Raw genomic sequence first — 16230 nt, 5'->3', positions numbered from 1 at the left:
TCTCGTATTGCAGGACGTCGTCCTTCTTTCCAGAAGCTTGCGCCCCGTCGCGGCGCGGCGTCAAGCGTCCTCAAGGAAGCGGCGGACCGCCGGATCCTGCGTCAGCCCGATCGCGCGCCGCCGCGCCGCCGCAGCCTCCGCCACGAGGCCCTGCTGGCGCAGCAGGGCGGCCCGCGTCACCCAATAGGGCTGGTAGTCCGCCACCCGGTCCGCTGGCAGCGCGGCCAGGGCCACCGCCGCGGCCGCCAGGTCCCCGGCTTCGAGCAGGGCCGCGGCGCGGGCCGTCAGCACCCCCAGGCTGGGCGCCTGCTGGGCCAGGAGATCGTAGAGAAGGCGCAGCGCCGCATGGTCCGTGCGGCCGGTGGCCGCCCGCTGGGCATGCACGGACTGGATCGCCGCCTCGCAGAGGAAGCGGCCGAAGCGGCCGGCGCGCGAGCCCTCCGTCAGCAGCCGCTCCGCCTCCGCGACCAGCGGGCGCGACCAGAGGCGGGGGTCCTGGCGCGCGAGCGGCACGAAGCGGCCGGCCGCGTCGCGCCGCGCGTCGCGGCGTGCCTCGCAATGCAGCATCAGGGCGAGCAGGCCCCTGGCTTCCGGCTCCTCCGGCAATTCGGCCACCAGCAGCCGGCCGAGCGCGATCGCCTCCGCCGCCAGGCCGAGCGGGCCGGTGCCTTCCCAGCCCGTGCCATAGGCGGCGTAGACCGCTTCCAGCACCTCGGCCAGGCGGGCCGGCAAGTCCTCCCGCCCCGGCAGTTCGAAGCGCAGCCCGGCGAGGCGGATCTTCGCCTTGGCCCGGACCAGGCGCTGGCTCATGGCGGCAGGGGACAGCAGCAGCGCGCTGGCGATGCGCGCGGCATCCAGGCCCAGCACCACCTGCAGCATCAGTGGCGTGCGGATGCCGGCATCGATGGCAGGATGGGCGCAGACGAACAGCAGCTTCAGCCGCTCGTCCGGCCAGTCTTCAGGGGCCTCCGCCGGGTTCTCCGGTTCCGCCTGCCGGCGTTCCAGCGCCGCGGCGGCGGCCAGGGCCACCCGGCGGTGGCGGCCGGCATTGCTCTGGGCGTTGCGCGCCGTGGTCAGCAGCCAGGCCTCCGGCGAGGCCGGCACGCCGCGCTGCGGCCAGTGGCGCAGCGCGGCGGCGAAGGCCTCGGCCAGGGCATCCTCGGCGCCCGCGATGTCGCGCGACCGGGATGCGAGGCGCGCGACCAGGCGGCCATAGGCGGTGCGGGCCGCATGCTCCGCCGCCTGGATCGCGGCCTCGCTCATCCGGCGGGGAGGGGCATCGGCGGCAGCAGGGGCCGGATTTCCACCGCGGCGCTGGCGGCGGAGGGCGCGCGGGCCGCCCAGGCCAGGGCGGTGTCGAGGTCCGGCACCTCGATGATGAAGTAGCCGCCAAGCTGTTCCTTGCTGTCGGCAAACGGCCCGTCCTGCACGATCGGCTTGCCGTCGCGCAGCCGCAGCGTCGTCGCGGTGTGCGGCGGCAACAGCCCGTCGCCGCGGACGATGATGCCGGCCTGCGCCATGGCACCGATGAAGGCGGTCCAGCCGGACCAGTAGGCGGGGGCCTTCTCCGGGTCCTCGCGCTGGGCGAATTCGGCGGCGGTCTCGGTCAGCAGCATCATGTATTGCATGGCGGTCTCTCCTTCACGCCGGGTCCCGCGGGGCCGGCTGATCCGACCCGGCGAGACTGGCTGATGGGAAGACACTTTTGGCTGCGTCACTTCGACAGGCGGCGAAGAATCTTTATGGCGCCGATCCGAGGCCGTGCGGGACGAGGAGGCGCCCGGCGCTACCGTTTCCAAACCCGGTCGAGCGGCATCAGCCGGTTCACCAGCACCAGCAGCGCCATGGTCACCAGGATGAACAGGGTGGAGATGGCGTTCACCGTGTTCTCGAGGCTGAAGGTCGCCTCCGCATAGATGCGCACCGGCAGGGTCTGCAGCCGCGCCGTGGTGAGGAAGGCGGTGACGGTGACCTCGCCGAAGGACATCAGGAAGCCGATGACGCAGGCCACCGCCATGCCCGGCGCCAGCTGCGGCAGGATGACGCGGCGGAACACGCGGGCGGGTGTGGCCCCCAGCCCGCCGGCCGCTTCCTCCAGCCCGCGATCCAGCTGGGCGACAGAGGCCCGCAGCAGCGCCAGCATGAAGGGCGTGACCAGCACCACATGCACCGCCAGCACGCCGAGGAAGGGCGGCACCTGGTTGAACCATTGCAGCAGCCGCAGCATGCCGAGGCCGATGGCGATGCCGGGCAGGGCCAGCGGCAGCATCAGGAAGGCGCCCAGCGCCTCCTTTCCCGCGAAGCTGCCGCGCACCAGCGCGAAGGCGGCGGGCAGCGCCAGGGCAAGGGCGATGGCGACGCAGCACAGCGCGAGCTGCAGGCTGGTCCAGGCATCGGAGAGATAGCGCGGATTGGTCAGCACCGCAGCGTACCATTTCCAGGTGAAGCCGAGGAATTGCGCCACCGTGGCCTGCGGGCTGTCATTCACCGAGGCGACGGCCACCAGCAGCAGCGGGAACATCAGGATGAAGATGCCCGCGCCCAGCAGCAGCGGATAGACCACCGGCGCCAGCGCCTCCGCCACCTGCACCAAAGCACGGCGCGGCGCCGGCGGCAGGCCGGGCCAGCGCCGCGGCACCCGCGCGGCGACCCAGGGCGTCGCCAGGCCGATCAGCCGCGCGATCACCAGCGTGACCAGGACGGAGGTCGCCAGCATCAGCATCGCCAGCGCGGAGGCCAGCGGGTAGTTCAGGATCTCCATCCCCTCCCGCAGCACCACCATGCCGGTGACCAGCACCTTGCGCCCGCCGACCAGGGTGGCGGAGACATAGGCCGTCGACGCCATCAGGAAGACCAGCGTCAGCCCGCCGCGCAGCCCGGGCAGGGAAAGCGGGAAGGTGACGCGCCAGAAGCGCATGGCGGGCCCGGCGCCGAGCCCCGCCGCCGCTTCCTCCAGCCGCTTCTCCTGCGCCTCCAGCACGTCGTACAGCGCCAGCACCATGAAGGGCAGGAACACCTGCACGAGCGAGACGCCGACGGCGAACCAGCCGAACAGCAGGTTCACCGGCTGCAGGCCCAGCCACTGCCCGATGCCGGAGACGACGCCCTGCGGCGCCAGCAGCAGGATGATGCCGAGCGAGCGCACCACCACATTGGTCAGCAGCGGCACCAGGATGATGGCGAAGCCATAGGGCTTGGCACGCGGGCTGAGGCGCGTCAGCCACAGCGCCAGCGGATAGGCCAGCAGGGCGGAGGCCCCGGCGACGGCGAGCCCCAGCAGCAGCGTGTTGCCCAGCAGCCGCCGGAAGAAGGCGTCGCCCAGAATCTCCGCATACTGGGCGCCGGAGGGCACCAGCTCTAGCGGCGCGAACATCTCGCTGCTCTCCTGCACGGAGAGCAGTGCGACGGCACCGAGCGGCGCGGCGAAGGCCGCCAGCAGCCACAGCACATAGGGCGCGGCCAGCAGGCCGGCCCGCTTCGAGTCCTGCATCACATTCAGGCCAGGCTCAGCCCGCGATCTCCCGCGTGAAGCGGCTGGACCAACGCGGCTGGTTGCGGATCACCACATCCCAGTCGAAGTCGATCAGCTTCTCCACCGCCGCCTCGCCCATGATGAGCTTGGCGGCGAGTTCGGGCGGCAGGCTGATGTTGCGGATGGTCGGGCTGTAGTAGGTCTGCTGCGCATAGGCGGTCTGGCATTCCGGGCTGAGGTGCAGGTTCACGAAAGCCTCGGCCAGCGCCTGGTTCTTCGTGCCGGCGGTGATGCAGGCGTAGTTCGCCGCCACCGCCTGGCCCTCCACCGGCTCCGCGATCACGATGTTCGGGTTGCGGGTCTCGGCATAGGTGCGGGTGAAGCTGCCGAATTCGACGGAGGCCGCGCCCACCTGCTGGTCGAACATGCCATAGAGCTGGTCCTGGCTGCCCTGGATGGCGGCGAAGGGCTTCAGCTCGGCGATCTTGCGGAAGGCCGGGTCGATGTTGGTCTCCGACCCGCCCCAGACCTTGGCCGCCATCAGCAGCCCCGCGGTGCCCTGGGCGCCCGGATAGGTCGGCCAGATGACCTTGCCCTTCAGATCCTCGCGCCAGAAATCCTTCCAGGACGTCATCGGTGCGGCCACCTTGCGGCGGTCATAGACGATGGTGACGGGGTTGAAGGCCACGCCATAGCCGCCGACCTTGGCCAGCGGGTACAGGTTGGCGAAGTTGGGCACATTGGCGGAAGGCGCCAGCGTCACGCCATCCTTCACCGCCTGGCGGCTTTCGAAGATGTTCAGGTACAGCAGGTCGAAGGAGGGCCGGCCGCGCTCGGCATAGGCGCGCGCGCGGCGCTCCGTGGTGCCCCCCAGCACGTAGTTGATCTTCACGCCGTGCTGCCGCTCCAGCGGCTCGACGCAGTACTGCCGGGTGATGCGTTCCTGCGCGCCGCCCCAGATGCCGACGGTCAGCTCGTCGCCGCGGCGGATCTGCGCCACGGCGTCGCGGCCCCAGATGGCAGGCGCGGCCAGCGCGGCGGTGGCCAGCAGGCCACGACGGGTGGGGGAGAGGGTCATGGCTCGGCTCCGGTTGCTGTGGAAAAATCTTCGATCCAGGCGATGGCCTCGGGCGGCGCGGCCAGCGTCACCGCGGCACCGGGGGCGAAGGCAGGCTCGGCGCTTGGCCGGTGCACGCGGATGCGGTGCGGCCCGGCCGAGACCTCGTAGTGGATGCTGTCATCCAGCCGCGTCGCCGCCTCCACCACCACGGGCAGGGCCAGCGCCCCGGCCGGGCCAGCGCCGGCAGGCAGCAGCAGCAGCCGGGCGGCGCGCAGCACCAGGTGGCTCGGCCGGTCGGGCGCGGCCGGCGGCAGGGGCAGCGCGAAGCCGCCCTCGGTGTGGAAGGCGCCGGCTTCGGCGCGGCCGGGCAGCACGCTGCGCGCGCCCAGGAAGCCGGCGGTGAACAGGTGGCGCGGCCGTTCCGTCAGCGCCGCCGGCGCGGCGCATTCGACAATGCGGCCGCAATCCATCACCGCGACGCGGTCGGCCAGCGCCAGCGCCTCCTCCTGGTCATGCGTCACGAACAGGGTGGTGATGCCGGCGGCCTGGCGCAGCCGGGCGATCTCCTCCCGCATTTCCACCCGCAGCCCGGCATCGAGGTTGGACAGCGGTTCGTCCAGCAGCAGCAATTCGGGGCGGATCACCAGGGCGCGGGCCAGGGCGATGCGTTGCTGCTGGCCGCCGGACATGCGCGCCGGGTAGCGGTCCGCCAGATGCGCCAGGCCCACCATGGCCAGCGCCTCCGCCACCCGCCGGTCACGCTCCGCCCGGCCCACGTCGCGCATCTCGAGGCCGAAGGCGACATTGCCGGCGGCGGTCAGGTGCGGGAACAGGGCGTAGTTCTGGAACACCATGCCGATCTGCCGGCGATGCGGCGGCGCGTGCTCGATCGCCGTGCCGTTCAGCAGGATGTGGCCCTCATCCGGCAGGATGAAGCCGGCGACCAGCCGCAGCGTGGTGGTCTTGCCGCAGCCGGAGGGGCCGAGCAGGGCGATGCATTCGCCGCGCACGACGCTCAGCGCCACGCCGTCGACGGCGGCCTGGCTGCCATAGCGCTTGGTCAGCCGGTCTAGGACCAGATGGGGGGTGGTGTCGGTCACGGCGTCAGTCTGGCAAAGCCGGTGCCACGGCGCCAGGACCGCCGGCCGCGGGGAACCGTGCCGGCAGGGCAGGCCGGGTGTCCGTCCTGCCCATTTTTGTCGCGTCTGCCCGCTTTCACGGCGAACCCGCCCCGCGCTATGCCGGTCGGCGGAGCGGTACACTTGGCATGGGCCTTGCTGTTCCGGCAACAGTGGCCTGATACAGGGCCTGGGACAGCGAAAGCCCGGCGGCCATCGCCGCGGCGGACAAGCGAGGAGGGACCGGCGGATGCGGACACGGTATCGGATGGAACGGCGGGCGCTGCTGACCGGCGGCACCGCCCTGGCACTGACCGCGGTGGCCGGCGCGCGGGTGCCGCTGGCCCAGACGCTGGACAAGGTCTCCTTCCAGACCAACTGGCGCGCCCAGGCGGAACATGGCGGCTACTACCAGGCCGTCGCCGCCGGCATCTATCGCCGCCACGGGATCGAGTGCGAGATCCGCATGGGCGGCCCGCAGCAGAACCCGGCGCAGCTGCTGCTGGCCGGCCGGGTGGACTTCATCATGTCCAACGGCTTCCAGGCGCTGAACTATGTGCGGGAAGGCCTGCCCTTCCTGACCGTCGGCGCGATCATGCAGAAGGACCCGCAGGTCCTGATGACGCATGAGGGCAACGGCATCAATTCCTTCGAGGACATGAAGGGCCGCCCGATCCTGATCGGCGCCTCCGGCCGCGTCACCTACTGGCCCTTCCTGAAGGCGAAGTTCGGGTTCACGGACGAGCAGATCCGCCCCTACACCTTCAATGTCGGCCCCTTCCTGGCGGACCGCATGGCGATCCAGCAGGGCTTCATCTCCTCCGAGCCCTTCGCCGCCCAGCAGGCCGGCGCGCGGCCCAGGGTGTTCCTGATCGCCGATGCCGGCTACCAGAACTACCAGACCACCATCGACGTCTCGCAGCGCATGGTGAACGAGAAGAAGGACCTGGTGCAGCGCTTCGTCAACGCGACGATCGAGGGCTGGTCCGCCTACATGAAGGGCCAGGATGTCGCCGGCGCCAATGCCGCCATCAAGCGCGACAATCCCGAGATGGACGACGCCAAGATCGCCTATGCGGTGCAGGTGATGAACCAGGCCGGCATCGTCGCTTCCGGCGACGCGCTGACCATGGGCATCGGCGCGATGACGGAGGCGCGCTGGAAGTCCTTCTACGAAGGCATGCGCGATGTCGGCCGCTACCCGGCGGGCCTCGACTACGCCAAGGCCTACAGCCTGGAGTTCGTGAACAAGCGCGTCGGCCTCGCCTGAAAGATCGTGCATTGATGCCCGGCAAAGCCGACGTCACAGGACGCATGCGCATGGCTCCCACGGGCATCGATGCTCGATCTTGCTTCCACCACAGGCGCTGAGGTGACGCCTCCGCCCGCGGTCGTCTCGCTGGAGGGCGTGACGAAGCGCTATGCCAACGGGACGCTCGCCGTCCGCGGCGTGGACCTGACGGTGGCCAGGGGGGATTTCGTGTCCCTCCTCGGCCCCTCGGGCTGCGGCAAATCCACCGTGCTGCGGATGATGGCGGGGCTGATCCCGCCTTCCTCCGGCCGCGTCGAGATGGCCGGCGGGGGGGAGACGGGGGATATCGGCTTCGTCTTCCAGGAACCGACCCTGGCCCCCTGGTCCACCGCGCTGAAGAACGTGATGCTGCCGCTGCGGCTCGCCGGCATGGCGCGGGCGGAGGCGGAGCGGCGGGCGGCCGCGGCGCTGGCCTCCGTCGGGCTGGCGGGCTTCGAGAAATCCTACCCGCGCGGCCTTTCGGGCGGCATGCGCATGCGCGTCTCCATCGCCCGGGCGCTGGTGACGAAGCCGCGCCTGCTGCTGATGGACGAGCCCTTCGCGGCGCTGGATGAGATCACCCGCCACCGGCTGAACAACGACCTGCTGACGCTGTGGCAGGCGGAGCGCTTCACCGCCGTCTTCGTCACCCATTCGGTGTTCGAGAGCGTGTACCTGTCCCGCCGCATCGTCGTCATGGCGGCCCGCCCCGGGCGGGTGGTGGAGGATCTGGCGGTGGACGCGCCCTATCCGCGCGGCGAGGTGTTCCGGACCTCCGCCGACTATGCCGCGCATTGCCGCGACATCTCCGCCGCACTCAGCAGGGCCATGGGCGAATGAGCGTCTCCCTTTCCGCCAACGAGGCCGCCGAGGCGCCGGTCGAACACCAGGCGAAGCGCTATGCCGGGCTGACCGCGGAGACCTGGTTCCGCATCCTGGCGCCGACCGTGATCGGCGTGCTGGCGCTGCTGGGGTGGGAGGCGGTGGTGCGGATCAATGAGATCCCGCCCTACCTGCTGCCGGGCCCCGTCAGCGTGTTCCAGACGCTGATCCGCGAATGGCCTTCGCTGTCCGTCTCCCTGCTCATCACGCTGCAGATCACCTTCGCGGCGCTGTTCGTGGCCGCGGCGCTGGGGCTGCTGCTGTCCGTGCTGTTCGCGCAGTCCCGCATCATCGAGATGTCGCTGTTCCCCTATGCGGTCATCCTGCAGGTGACGCCGGTTGTCGCCATCGCGCCGCTGATCATCATCTGGGTGGACGACATCCGCATCGCGCTGCTGATCTGCGCCTGGATCGTCGCCTTCTTCCCCATCCTGTCCAACACCACGCTGGGGCTGAACAGCGCCGACCACAACCTGACGGACCTGTTCCGCCTGTACCGCGCCAGCCGCTGGCAGGTGCTGCGCTACCTGCGGCTGCCCACGGCGATGCCCTATTTCCTGGCCGGGCTGCGGATTTCCGGCGGGCTGGCGCTGATCGGCGCCATCGTCGCGGAATTCGTCGCCGGCACCGGCGGCCGTGCCTCCGGCCTCGCCTACCGGATCCTCGAAGCCGGCTACCAGCTGCAGATCCCGAAGATGTTCGCCGCCCTGGTCCTGGTCTCCCTCACCGGCATCGCGATCTTCCTCGCGATGAGCCTGATCTCCCATCTGTGCCTGCGCCACTGGCATGAAAGCGCCATGAAAGAACGTCGATGAAGGACGAACTCGCCGCCGCCGGCCCCGACTACTGGCTGCGCAACGCCCGCAGCCCGGCCGCCCTGCTGCAGGGGCTGGCGGCGCCGGCCGAGGCCGACGGCCTGGTGCGGCTTGATATCCGGGTGCAGGACGGCCGCATCGCGGCGCTGGCGCCGCAGGGCACGGCGGAGGACGGCATCGACATGCGCGGCGGCCAGGTGTGGCCGGGCTTCGTCGATGCGCACACGCATCTGGACAAGGGCCATATCTGGCCGCGCATGCGCAACCCGACGGGCGATTTCGCCGGCGCCATCGCGGCCGTGATGGGCGACCGCGGTGCCGCCTGGTCCGAGGCCGATATCGCCGCGCGTGCGGATTTCGCGCTGCGCTGCGCCCATGCCCATGGCACGGTCGCCATCCGCACGCATCTGGACACCTACCTGCCGCATGGCCTGGCCACCTGGCGCGTCTTCCGCCGGCTGCGGGAGGAATGGGCCGGGCGCATCGCGCTGCAGATGTCCTCCATCTGCCCGCTGGACCGCTTCGCCGGGCCTGACGGCGCCATGCTGGCCGATACCGTGGCCGAGTCGGGCGGCGTGCTCGGCATGGTCACGCGCCATTCCGGCGGCATCCATGACGCGCTGCCGGAAGCCTTCCAGGCGGAGCTGGACCACTTCTTCAGCCTCGCCGAGGCCCGCGGCCTGGACCTCGACCTGCATGTCGATGAATCCGGCGAAACCGGCGCGCGGGCGCTGCGCGAGATCGCGCTGACCGCACTGCGGCGCGGCTTCCGCGGGAAGATCCAGTGCGGCCATTGCTGCTCGCTCTCCATCCAGCCGGAAGACTTCGCGAAGGAGACGATCGCCCTTGTGGCGGAGGCCGGCATCGACATCGTCGTGCTGCCGATGTGCAACATGTACCTGCAGGACCGCGTGGCGGGCCGCACGCCGCGCTGGCGCGGGGTGACGCTGGTGCATGAGATGCGGGCGGCCGGCATCCGCGTCTCCGTCGCCTCCGACAACACGCGCGATCCCTTCTACGCCTATGGCGACCTCGACATGGCGGAGGTGTTCCGGGAGGCGACGCGCATCCTGCACCTGGACCACCCCTTCGGCGACTGGCCCGCCGCCGCGGCGCTGCGGCCGGCGGAGGCGATGGGCATCGCCGGGGCGCATGGCAGCATCCGGGTCGGCGCCGTGGCGGATCTGGTGCTGTTCTCCGCCCGCTTCATGACGGAGCTGCTGTCCCGCCCGCAATCGGACCGCGCGGTGCTGCGCGCCGGGCGGCTGCTGGGGGCGACGCCGCCGGATTGGCGGGAGCTCGACGCCCTGCTCGGCGTGGCGGGCTGACGCCGCTACCAGCGCGCCAGCGCGGCGCGGACCCGGCCCAGGAAGGCCTCGCATTCCGGGCGGCTGCGATGGTCCATCCGGGTCAGCGTGTACCAATCGACGCGGCAGTCCCGGGCGCAGAGCCGGCGGATGCCGCGGTTCACCAGCTTGCGGTCGGGATGGCCGATATACCAGAGCAGCCAACGCGGCGAGCCATAGGTGGTGATGACGCCGATGCGGCGGATGTTGGTCAGCAGCGGCGTGATGGCGCCCTCGCCCAGCCGGAAGGCGACGCCGGGCGCCCAGACGCGGTCGAACCAGCCCTTCAGCATGGCCGGCATGCCATACCACCAGGTGGGATGGACCAGCAGCAGCGCCTCCGCCCGGCGCAGGCTGGCGACATGATCCTCCACGCCGAGCAGGTTGTCCGTCACCGCATGGTAGCGGCCGCGTTCCTCCGCGCTCAGCGCCGGGTCGAAGCTCTCGGCATACAGGTCGCGCAGTTCCACCTCATGCCCCGCTTCTTCCAGGGCGGCGCGGGCGGCGTCGCGCAGCGCGGCGGAGAAGCTGTCCGGGCGGGGGTGGCAGTGGATCAGCAGCACGCGCATGCATCGGGCCTTTGTGGTGGCAGCGTCGGTCATGCAACCTTTGCCGCCGAGAACGCAACGGAGAATCGCCGCCGATGATGCCCGCTCCCGTCCTGGCGCGCCGTGCCGCCGATCTGCGCGGCTTCCGCATCGCCCCCGGTGACAGCAACTACTTCGCCTGCCTGTTCGACCCGCTGGCGGATGGCGTGACCTTCACCCTGGTGGTGGAGATCTTTGCGCCGGGCGGCCGCACGCCGCCCAACACGCACAGCGTGGCAGAGGAGTGCTTCTTCGTCCTCAAGGGGTCGGGCAAGGCCCATGCCGATGGGGTGGAGACCGCAATCGGCCCCGGCGACTGCTTCGTGCTGCGCCCCGGCACCGAGCATGTCGTGGTGAACGACACGGCGGAAAAGCTCTACTGCCTGACCTTCATGACGCCGAACGAGGGTTTCGCCGAACTCATCCGCAACGGCACGCCGATCGACCTGCCGGCGGAGGACATCGCCGTGCTGACCGGGGCCGCCGCCTGATGCGCATCCTCTACCTCTATGCCCACCCGCTGGAGGAAAGCTTCCACGCCGCCATCCGCGACGCGGCGCTGGCGGGGCTGCGCCAGGCCGGGCACCGCGTCGATCTGTGCGACCTGTATGCGGAGGGCTTCAACCCCGTGCTCTCCGCCGCGGAGCGCCGCGGCTACCACGAGATCCCCGGCAATCGCGGCCCGGTGGAGGGCCATGTCCGCCGTCTGGAGGAAGCCGAGGCGCTGGTGCTGTCCTTCCCCACCTGGTGCTTCGGCCTGCCGGCGATCCTGAAGGGCTGGATGGACCGCGTTCTGCTGCCCGGCGTGTCCTTCCGGCTGGAGGATGGCGTGGCGAAGCCGAACCTGCTGCATATCCGCAAGGTGGCCGGCATCAGCACCTATGGCCGCCCGCGCTGGACCGCGATGCTGGCGGGCGATCCGCCGCGCAAGGCCATCACCCGCTATTTCCGCCTGATCACCGCCGGCCGCGCCGCCATCGCCTACCACGCGCTGTACGACATGAACCGCGCGGATGCGGCGCGGCGCGCGGCCTTCCTGGCCCGGGTGCAGGGCGCCATGGCACGGTTCTGATCACGGCTTGCCCTGGCCGCCCATCGCGGCGATCCTGCAGGCCAACCGTTTGCAGGGAGGAGATCCGACAATGATCGGACGCAGATTGATCCTGGGTGCCGCCGGCGCCCTGGCCGCGCCGGCCGTGCTGCGCGCGCAGGGCGCCTGGCCGAACCGGCCGGTGCGCATCATCGTGCCCTTCGGCCTGGGCGGGTCCGCCGATGTCGCGGCGCGGGCGCTGGCGGAGCCGCTGGCGCAGGCCTTCGGCCAGAGCTTCGTGGTGGAGAACCGGCCCGGCGCCGGCGCCACCATCGGCACCGACCATGTGGTGAAGTCCGCCGCGGATGGCCACACGCTGCTGCTGATGTCGAACACCCACACGGCGAACGAGACGCTGCTGCCGAACCGGCCCTATGTGCTGATGCGGGACCTGGCGCCGGTGGCCGCCATCAACATCGCCCATCACGTGCTGGCGGTGCATCCCTCCATCCCCGCCGCCAACCTGGCGGAGCTGATCGCGCTGCTGCGGGCCAATCCGGGCAAGTACGACTATGCCTCCTCCGGCCCCGGCACGCCCTATCACGTGGCCGGCGCGGTGTTCCTGGCCATGGCCAATGCGGAGGCCACCCATGTGCCCTTCCGCGGATCGAACGAGGCGCGCACGGCGCTGATCGCCGGCACGGTGCCGCTGATGTTCGATGCCATCCCCACCATGCGGCCGCAGATCGAGGGCGGCCGCGTGCGCGGCTTCGCCACCACCGGCCCGCAGCGCAGCAGCCTGATGCCCGACCTGCCCACGGTGGCGGAGGCGCTGCCGGGCTACGAAGCCTCCATCTGGCTCGGCTTCATGGCCCCCGCGGCAACGCCGGTGGAGATCCGCCAGAAGCTGAACACGGAGCTGAACCGCATCCTGGCCCTGCCGGCGACGCGGGAGGCGCAGCTGCGCCTCGGCGCCCAGCCCATGCCGATGGACATCGCCGCCTTCGACGCCTTCCTGCGGCGCGACATCACGCGGCAGGCGGAGTTCGTCCGCATGGCGAAGATGACGCCGGCTTGATCGGCTTCACCCTGAACGGCGCGGCGGTGGCCGCGCCGATCGAGGCTGAGGCGCCGCTGCTGGCGGCGCTGCGCGGGCCGCTCGGCCTGTCCGGCACCCGCTTCGGCTGCGGTGCGGAGCAATGCGGTGCCTGCCTGGTGCTGCTGGACGGGCAGCCGCGCCACGCCTGCACCCTGCCGGTGGGCGAGGTCGCCGGCCGCGACGTCACCACGGTGGAGGGCATCGGAACCGCCGCCGCGCCGCATCCCCTCCAGAAGGCGCTGCTGGACCAGCAGGCCGGGCAATGCGGCTTCTGCCTCTCGGGCATCCAGATCCGCGCGCTGGCGCTGCTGCGCGCGACGCCGCGGCCGACGGAGGTCGAGATCCGCGCGGCGCTGGACCCGCATCTGTGCCGCTGCGGCAGCCACAATCGCATCATCCGCGCCATCCAGCAGGCCGCGGCGGAGATGGCGCCATGAACCTCGCCTTCGCCGGCCCGATCCAGGATGGCAGGCCGAAGCTGCCCGGCAGCCTGCATGTGAACCGCCGCCTGGACCAGTGGCTGGCCTTCCTGCCGGAAGGCGCGGTGCGGCTGACGCCGGGCAAGGTGGAGCTGGGGCAGGGGATCCTCACCGCGCTGGCCCAGATCGCGGCGGAGGAGCTGGACGTGGCGCTGTCCCGCATCCGCGTGGTGGCCGCCAGCACGCCGGGCAGCCCGGACGAGGCGGTGACCAGCGGCAGCCTGTCCGTGCAGGAATCCGGCATGGCCATCCGCCATGCCTGCGCCGAGGCGCGCGCCATCCTGCTCTCGGTCCTGGCCCAGCGCAGCGGCGTCTCCCCGCACGATATCCGGGTGGAGGATGGCGCCTTCCTGGCCCCCGACGGCCGGACGCTTGGCAGCTACTGGTCCATGGCCGATGCGGGGCTGCTGGCGGCGGAAGCCTCCCCGGACATCGAGGCCAAGCCCGCGACGGCGCGCCGCATCGCCGGTACATCCGCCCCCCGGCTGGATCTGCCGGAGAAGGTGTTTGGCAGTCCGCGCTTCATCCACGACTTGCGGCTGCCGGGCATGCGCCATGCCCGCGTGGTGCGGCCGGCCTCGCGCGGCGCGGTGCTGCTGGCGGTGCGTGAAGGGGCGCTGCCGGGCGATGCGGTGGTGCACCGGGATGGCAGCTTCCTCGCCGTGCTCGCCCCCCGGGAACAGGAGGCGGAGGCCGCCGCGCTGCGCCTTGCCGGCCGTGCCGAGTGGCAGGCGGCGGAGACGCTGCCGCCGGATGGCGCCGTCGAGGCCTGGCTGGACGCGGCCCCGGCCGAGGAAAGCCTGGTGGCGGAGCGGGTGGCCGAAACGCCGCCGGCCGCGCACCGCATCGCGCGCCGCTTCTTCCGCCCCTTCGTCACCCATGCCTCCATCGGCACCAGCTGCGCGGTCGCGCTGTGGCAGGACGGGCGGATGCATCTCTGGACCCACAGCCAGGGCATCTACAACCTGCGCGCCGATCTGGCGAAGGCGATGCGCCTGCCGGCCGAGACCTTCCTGATCCAGCATGTCGAAGGCGCCGGCTGCTACGGCCACAACGGCGCCGACGACGTGGCGCTGGAGGCCGCGCTGGTGGCCCGCGCCCATCCCGGCATCCCGGTGCGGCTGCTGTGGAGCCGGGCGGAGGAGCTGGGCTGGGGCCCGGCCTCCCCGGCCATGCTGGTTGCGGTGCAGGCGGAAGCGGCGGCGGATGGCACGCTGCTGCGCTGGTCGCAGCGTGTCACCTCCAACGGCCATTCCGGCCGGCCCGGCCGCGGCAAGCACCCGACGCTGCTCGCCGCCTCGCAACTGGCCGATCCCTTCCCGGTGCCGAATGCCATCAACCCGCCCCTGGCCGGCGGCGGCGGGGCGCAGCGCAACGCGGTGCCGGGCTACCGCGTGCCGGCGCTGGATGTCCGCATGGCGCATCTTCAGGTCATGCCGCTGCGCACCAGCGCGCTGCGCGGCCTGGGCGCGCTGGCCAATGTCTGGGCCATCGAGAGCGTGATGGACGAACTGGCCGCCGCCGCCGGTGCCGACCCCCTGGCCCATCGTCTGCGCCACCTGGACGATGCCCGGGCGCGGGACGTGTTGGCGCGCGCCGCCGCCATGGCTGGCTGGGAAAGCCGCGCCCGGCGCGAGGGCTTCGGCCTGGGCCTGGCCGTGGCACGCTACAAGGGCACCGGCGCCTGGTGCGCCGCGGTGGCGGAGGTGGAGGCGGCGGAGCGCGTGTTCTGCCGGCGCCTGTGGCTGGCCGCCGATGTGGGGGAGGTGGTGAGCCCCGACGGCACGCTGAACCAGATCGAGGGCGGCGCCATCCAGGCGACCTCGCTCTGCCTGCTCGAAGCGGTGCGCCACGATGCGCGCGGCGTTACTTCCGACAGCTGGGAAGGCTACCCGATCCTGCGCTTCTCGGAGGTGCCGCGGGTTGCCGCGGAACTGCTGGCGCGGCCGGAAGCCCCGCCGCTCGGCGCCGGGGAATGTAGCATGGGGCCGGTGATCGGCGCCATCGCCAATGCCATCGCCGATGCGCTGGGCGTGCGCCCGACACATTGGCCCTTCACGCCGGAGAATCTCGCCAAGGCCATGGACACCGCATGACCCGCCTGACGCTCGCCTGCACCCGCAGCGACCGCACCCAGCCCGTGCTGGACGGCCGCATCCCCATCGCAGGCTTCGAGATCGCCGCCGAGGCGGGGGAGCCGGAAGACCTGTTCCGCACCGCGATGCGTGAAGCCCGCTTCGAGATCACCGAACTCTCGATGGCCAGCCACATCCTTTCCGTCGCGCGCGGCGACAGCCGCTACATCGGCGTGCCGGTGTTTCCCTCCCGCGCCTTCCGCCATTCCGCCATCTACATCCGCACCGATCGCGGCATCGAGGGGCCGGAGGACCTGGGCGGGCGCACCATCGGCGTGCCGGAGTACCAGCAGACCGCGGCGATGTGGGTGCGGGGCATGCTGCGCACCTATTACAACGTGCCGATGCGCAGCATCGCCTGGCGCTCGGCCGGGGAGCGCACGCCGCTCGACCTGCCGAAGGAGATCGACATGCAGGTGATCCCGGCCGGGGAGAGCCTGGAGGCGATGCTGGCCGATGGCCGGATCGACGCCTTCATCGGCCCGCGCCCGCCTTCCTGCTTCCTGGATGGCAGCGCCCCGGTGGCCCGCCTGTTCCCCGACAGCCGGGCGGAGGAGGAAGCCTATCTGCGCGCCACCACCTTCTTCCCCATCATGCACTGCATCGCCATCCGCCGCGACGTGGCGGCGGCGCATCCCGCCCTGCCGCGCGCCCTGTTCGAGGCCTTCGACGCGGCGAAGCGCCAGGCGGTGGCGGAGCTTGCCATGGTGAATGTGCTGCGCGTCTCGCTGCCCTGGATCGCGGCGGAAGCGGCGGCGCAGACGGCGATGATGGGCGGCGATCCCTGGCCCTATGGCTTCACCCGCAACCGCGCCGAGCTGCAGGCGATGTGCCGCTTCGCCCAGGCCGACGGGTTGACGGCGCGCCCCGTTCCGGTCGAGGAGTTGTTCGAGACATCGACGCACGGCACCTGAAG

The 16230-nt window shown here is 71.6% G+C and carries 16 protein-coding genes; 10 read left to right on the top strand and 6 right to left on the bottom strand.

Going from position 1 to position 16230, the window contains the following annotated elements; translation table 11 throughout:
* Positions 1 to 60: 60 nt before the first annotated feature.
* The 5 genes from HEQ75_RS07915 to HEQ75_RS07895 all read right to left on the bottom strand — a co-directional run bounded on the left by HEQ75_RS07915 (position 61) and on the right by HEQ75_RS07895 (position 5632).
* On the bottom strand, positions 61 to 1263 hold the full coding sequence (locus tag HEQ75_RS07915; protein ID WP_168029016.1) for an RNA polymerase sigma factor: 1203 nt from the start codon (positions 1261 to 1263) through the stop codon (positions 61 to 63).
* Positions 1260 to 1628, bottom strand: coding sequence for a YciI family protein (locus HEQ75_RS07910; RefSeq protein ID WP_168029014.1), 369 nt, complete (start codon positions 1626 to 1628; stop codon positions 1260 to 1262). The genes HEQ75_RS07915 and HEQ75_RS07910 overlap by 4 nt, the downstream gene beginning before the upstream one ends.
* Before the next feature lie 158 nt (positions 1629 to 1786).
* Positions 1787 to 3490: an ABC transporter permease subunit gene (locus HEQ75_RS07905; RefSeq protein ID WP_168029012.1), complete on the bottom strand. Its 1704-nt coding sequence runs from the start codon at positions 3488 to 3490 to the stop codon at positions 1787 to 1789.
* 16 nt (positions 3491 to 3506) lie between these two features.
* The gene (locus tag HEQ75_RS07900; RefSeq protein WP_168029011.1) at positions 3507 to 4550 is read right to left on the bottom strand and encodes an extracellular solute-binding protein; all 1044 of its coding nucleotides are present in this window, start codon (positions 4548 to 4550) and stop codon (positions 3507 to 3509) included.
* On the bottom strand, positions 4547 to 5632 hold the full coding sequence (locus HEQ75_RS07895) for an ABC transporter ATP-binding protein (RefSeq protein WP_168029009.1): 1086 nt from the start codon (positions 5630 to 5632) through the stop codon (positions 4547 to 4549). Before HEQ75_RS07895 ends, HEQ75_RS07900 begins: the two co-directional genes overlap by 4 nt.
* A 268-nt stretch (positions 5633 to 5900) precedes the next feature.
* Here HEQ75_RS07895 and HEQ75_RS07890 point away from each other — a divergent pair, with 268 nt between their 5' ends.
* The 4 genes from HEQ75_RS07890 (at position 5901) to HEQ75_RS07875 (ending at position 9966) form a co-directional block, all read left to right on the top strand.
* Positions 5901 to 6920 carry an ABC transporter substrate-binding protein gene (locus HEQ75_RS07890; protein WP_168029007.1) on the top strand — a complete coding sequence of 340 codons (1020 nt, stop codon included), beginning with the start codon at positions 5901 to 5903 and terminating at the stop codon, positions 6918 to 6920.
* 102 nt (positions 6921 to 7022) lie between these two features.
* Positions 7023 to 7781: an ABC transporter ATP-binding protein gene (locus HEQ75_RS07885; protein ID WP_328733481.1), complete on the top strand. Its 759-nt coding sequence runs from the start codon at positions 7023 to 7025 to the stop codon at positions 7779 to 7781.
* On the top strand, positions 7778 to 8638 hold the full coding sequence (locus HEQ75_RS07880) for an ABC transporter permease (protein ID WP_168029003.1): 861 nt from the start codon (positions 7778 to 7780) through the stop codon (positions 8636 to 8638). Before HEQ75_RS07885 ends, HEQ75_RS07880 begins: the two co-directional genes overlap by 4 nt.
* Positions 8635 to 9966, top strand: coding sequence for a cytosine deaminase (locus HEQ75_RS07875; RefSeq protein ID WP_168029001.1), 1332 nt, complete (start codon positions 8635 to 8637; stop codon positions 9964 to 9966). Before HEQ75_RS07880 ends, HEQ75_RS07875 begins: the two co-directional genes overlap by 4 nt.
* A gap of 5 nt (positions 9967 to 9971) precedes the next feature.
* On the opposite strand, the gene HEQ75_RS07870 is transcribed toward HEQ75_RS07875, so the two are convergent.
* Entirely contained in the window at positions 9972 to 10553 is a 582-nt protein-coding gene (locus HEQ75_RS07870) for an NAD(P)H-dependent oxidoreductase (RefSeq protein WP_168028999.1), read from the bottom strand.
* A gap of 77 nt (positions 10554 to 10630) precedes the next feature.
* Here HEQ75_RS07870 and HEQ75_RS07865 point away from each other — a divergent pair, with 77 nt between their 5' ends.
* From HEQ75_RS07865 to HEQ75_RS07840, 6 genes are all read left to right on the top strand, one after another.
* On the top strand, positions 10631 to 11062 hold the full coding sequence (locus HEQ75_RS07865; RefSeq protein ID WP_168029136.1) for a cupin domain-containing protein: 432 nt from the start codon (positions 10631 to 10633) through the stop codon (positions 11060 to 11062).
* Positions 11062 to 11643, top strand: coding sequence for an NAD(P)H-dependent oxidoreductase (locus HEQ75_RS07860; protein ID WP_168028997.1), 582 nt, complete (start codon positions 11062 to 11064; stop codon positions 11641 to 11643). The genes HEQ75_RS07865 and HEQ75_RS07860 overlap by 1 nt, the downstream gene beginning before the upstream one ends.
* Positions 11644 to 11713: 70 nt before the next feature.
* Positions 11714 to 12679, top strand: a complete 966-nt coding sequence (locus HEQ75_RS07855) for a tripartite tricarboxylate transporter substrate binding protein (protein WP_168028995.1) — start codon at positions 11714 to 11716, stop codon at positions 12677 to 12679.
* Positions 12676 to 13137 (top strand): (2Fe-2S)-binding protein, encoded by a 462-nt coding sequence (locus HEQ75_RS07850; protein ID WP_209318405.1) that lies wholly within the window; start codon positions 12676 to 12678, stop codon positions 13135 to 13137. Before HEQ75_RS07855 ends, HEQ75_RS07850 begins: the two co-directional genes overlap by 4 nt.
* Positions 13134 to 15275, top strand: a complete 2142-nt coding sequence (locus HEQ75_RS07845) for a molybdopterin cofactor-binding domain-containing protein (RefSeq protein WP_168028993.1) — start codon at positions 13134 to 13136, stop codon at positions 15273 to 15275. Before HEQ75_RS07850 ends, HEQ75_RS07845 begins: the two co-directional genes overlap by 4 nt.
* Positions 15272 to 16228 (top strand): type 2 periplasmic-binding domain-containing protein, encoded by a 957-nt coding sequence (locus HEQ75_RS07840; protein ID WP_168028991.1) that lies wholly within the window; start codon positions 15272 to 15274, stop codon positions 16226 to 16228. The genes HEQ75_RS07845 and HEQ75_RS07840 overlap by 4 nt, the downstream gene beginning before the upstream one ends.
* Positions 16229 to 16230: the final 2 nt, after the last annotated feature.

Source organism: Falsiroseomonas selenitidurans (assembly GCF_012103215.1).
In the GTDB taxonomy this organism is placed as follows: domain Bacteria; phylum Pseudomonadota; class Alphaproteobacteria; order Acetobacterales; family Acetobacteraceae; genus Falsiroseomonas; species Falsiroseomonas selenitidurans.
The sequence above is the reverse complement of the archived record's forward strand: the minus strand, read 5'-3'. Positions and strand labels throughout refer to the sequence as shown.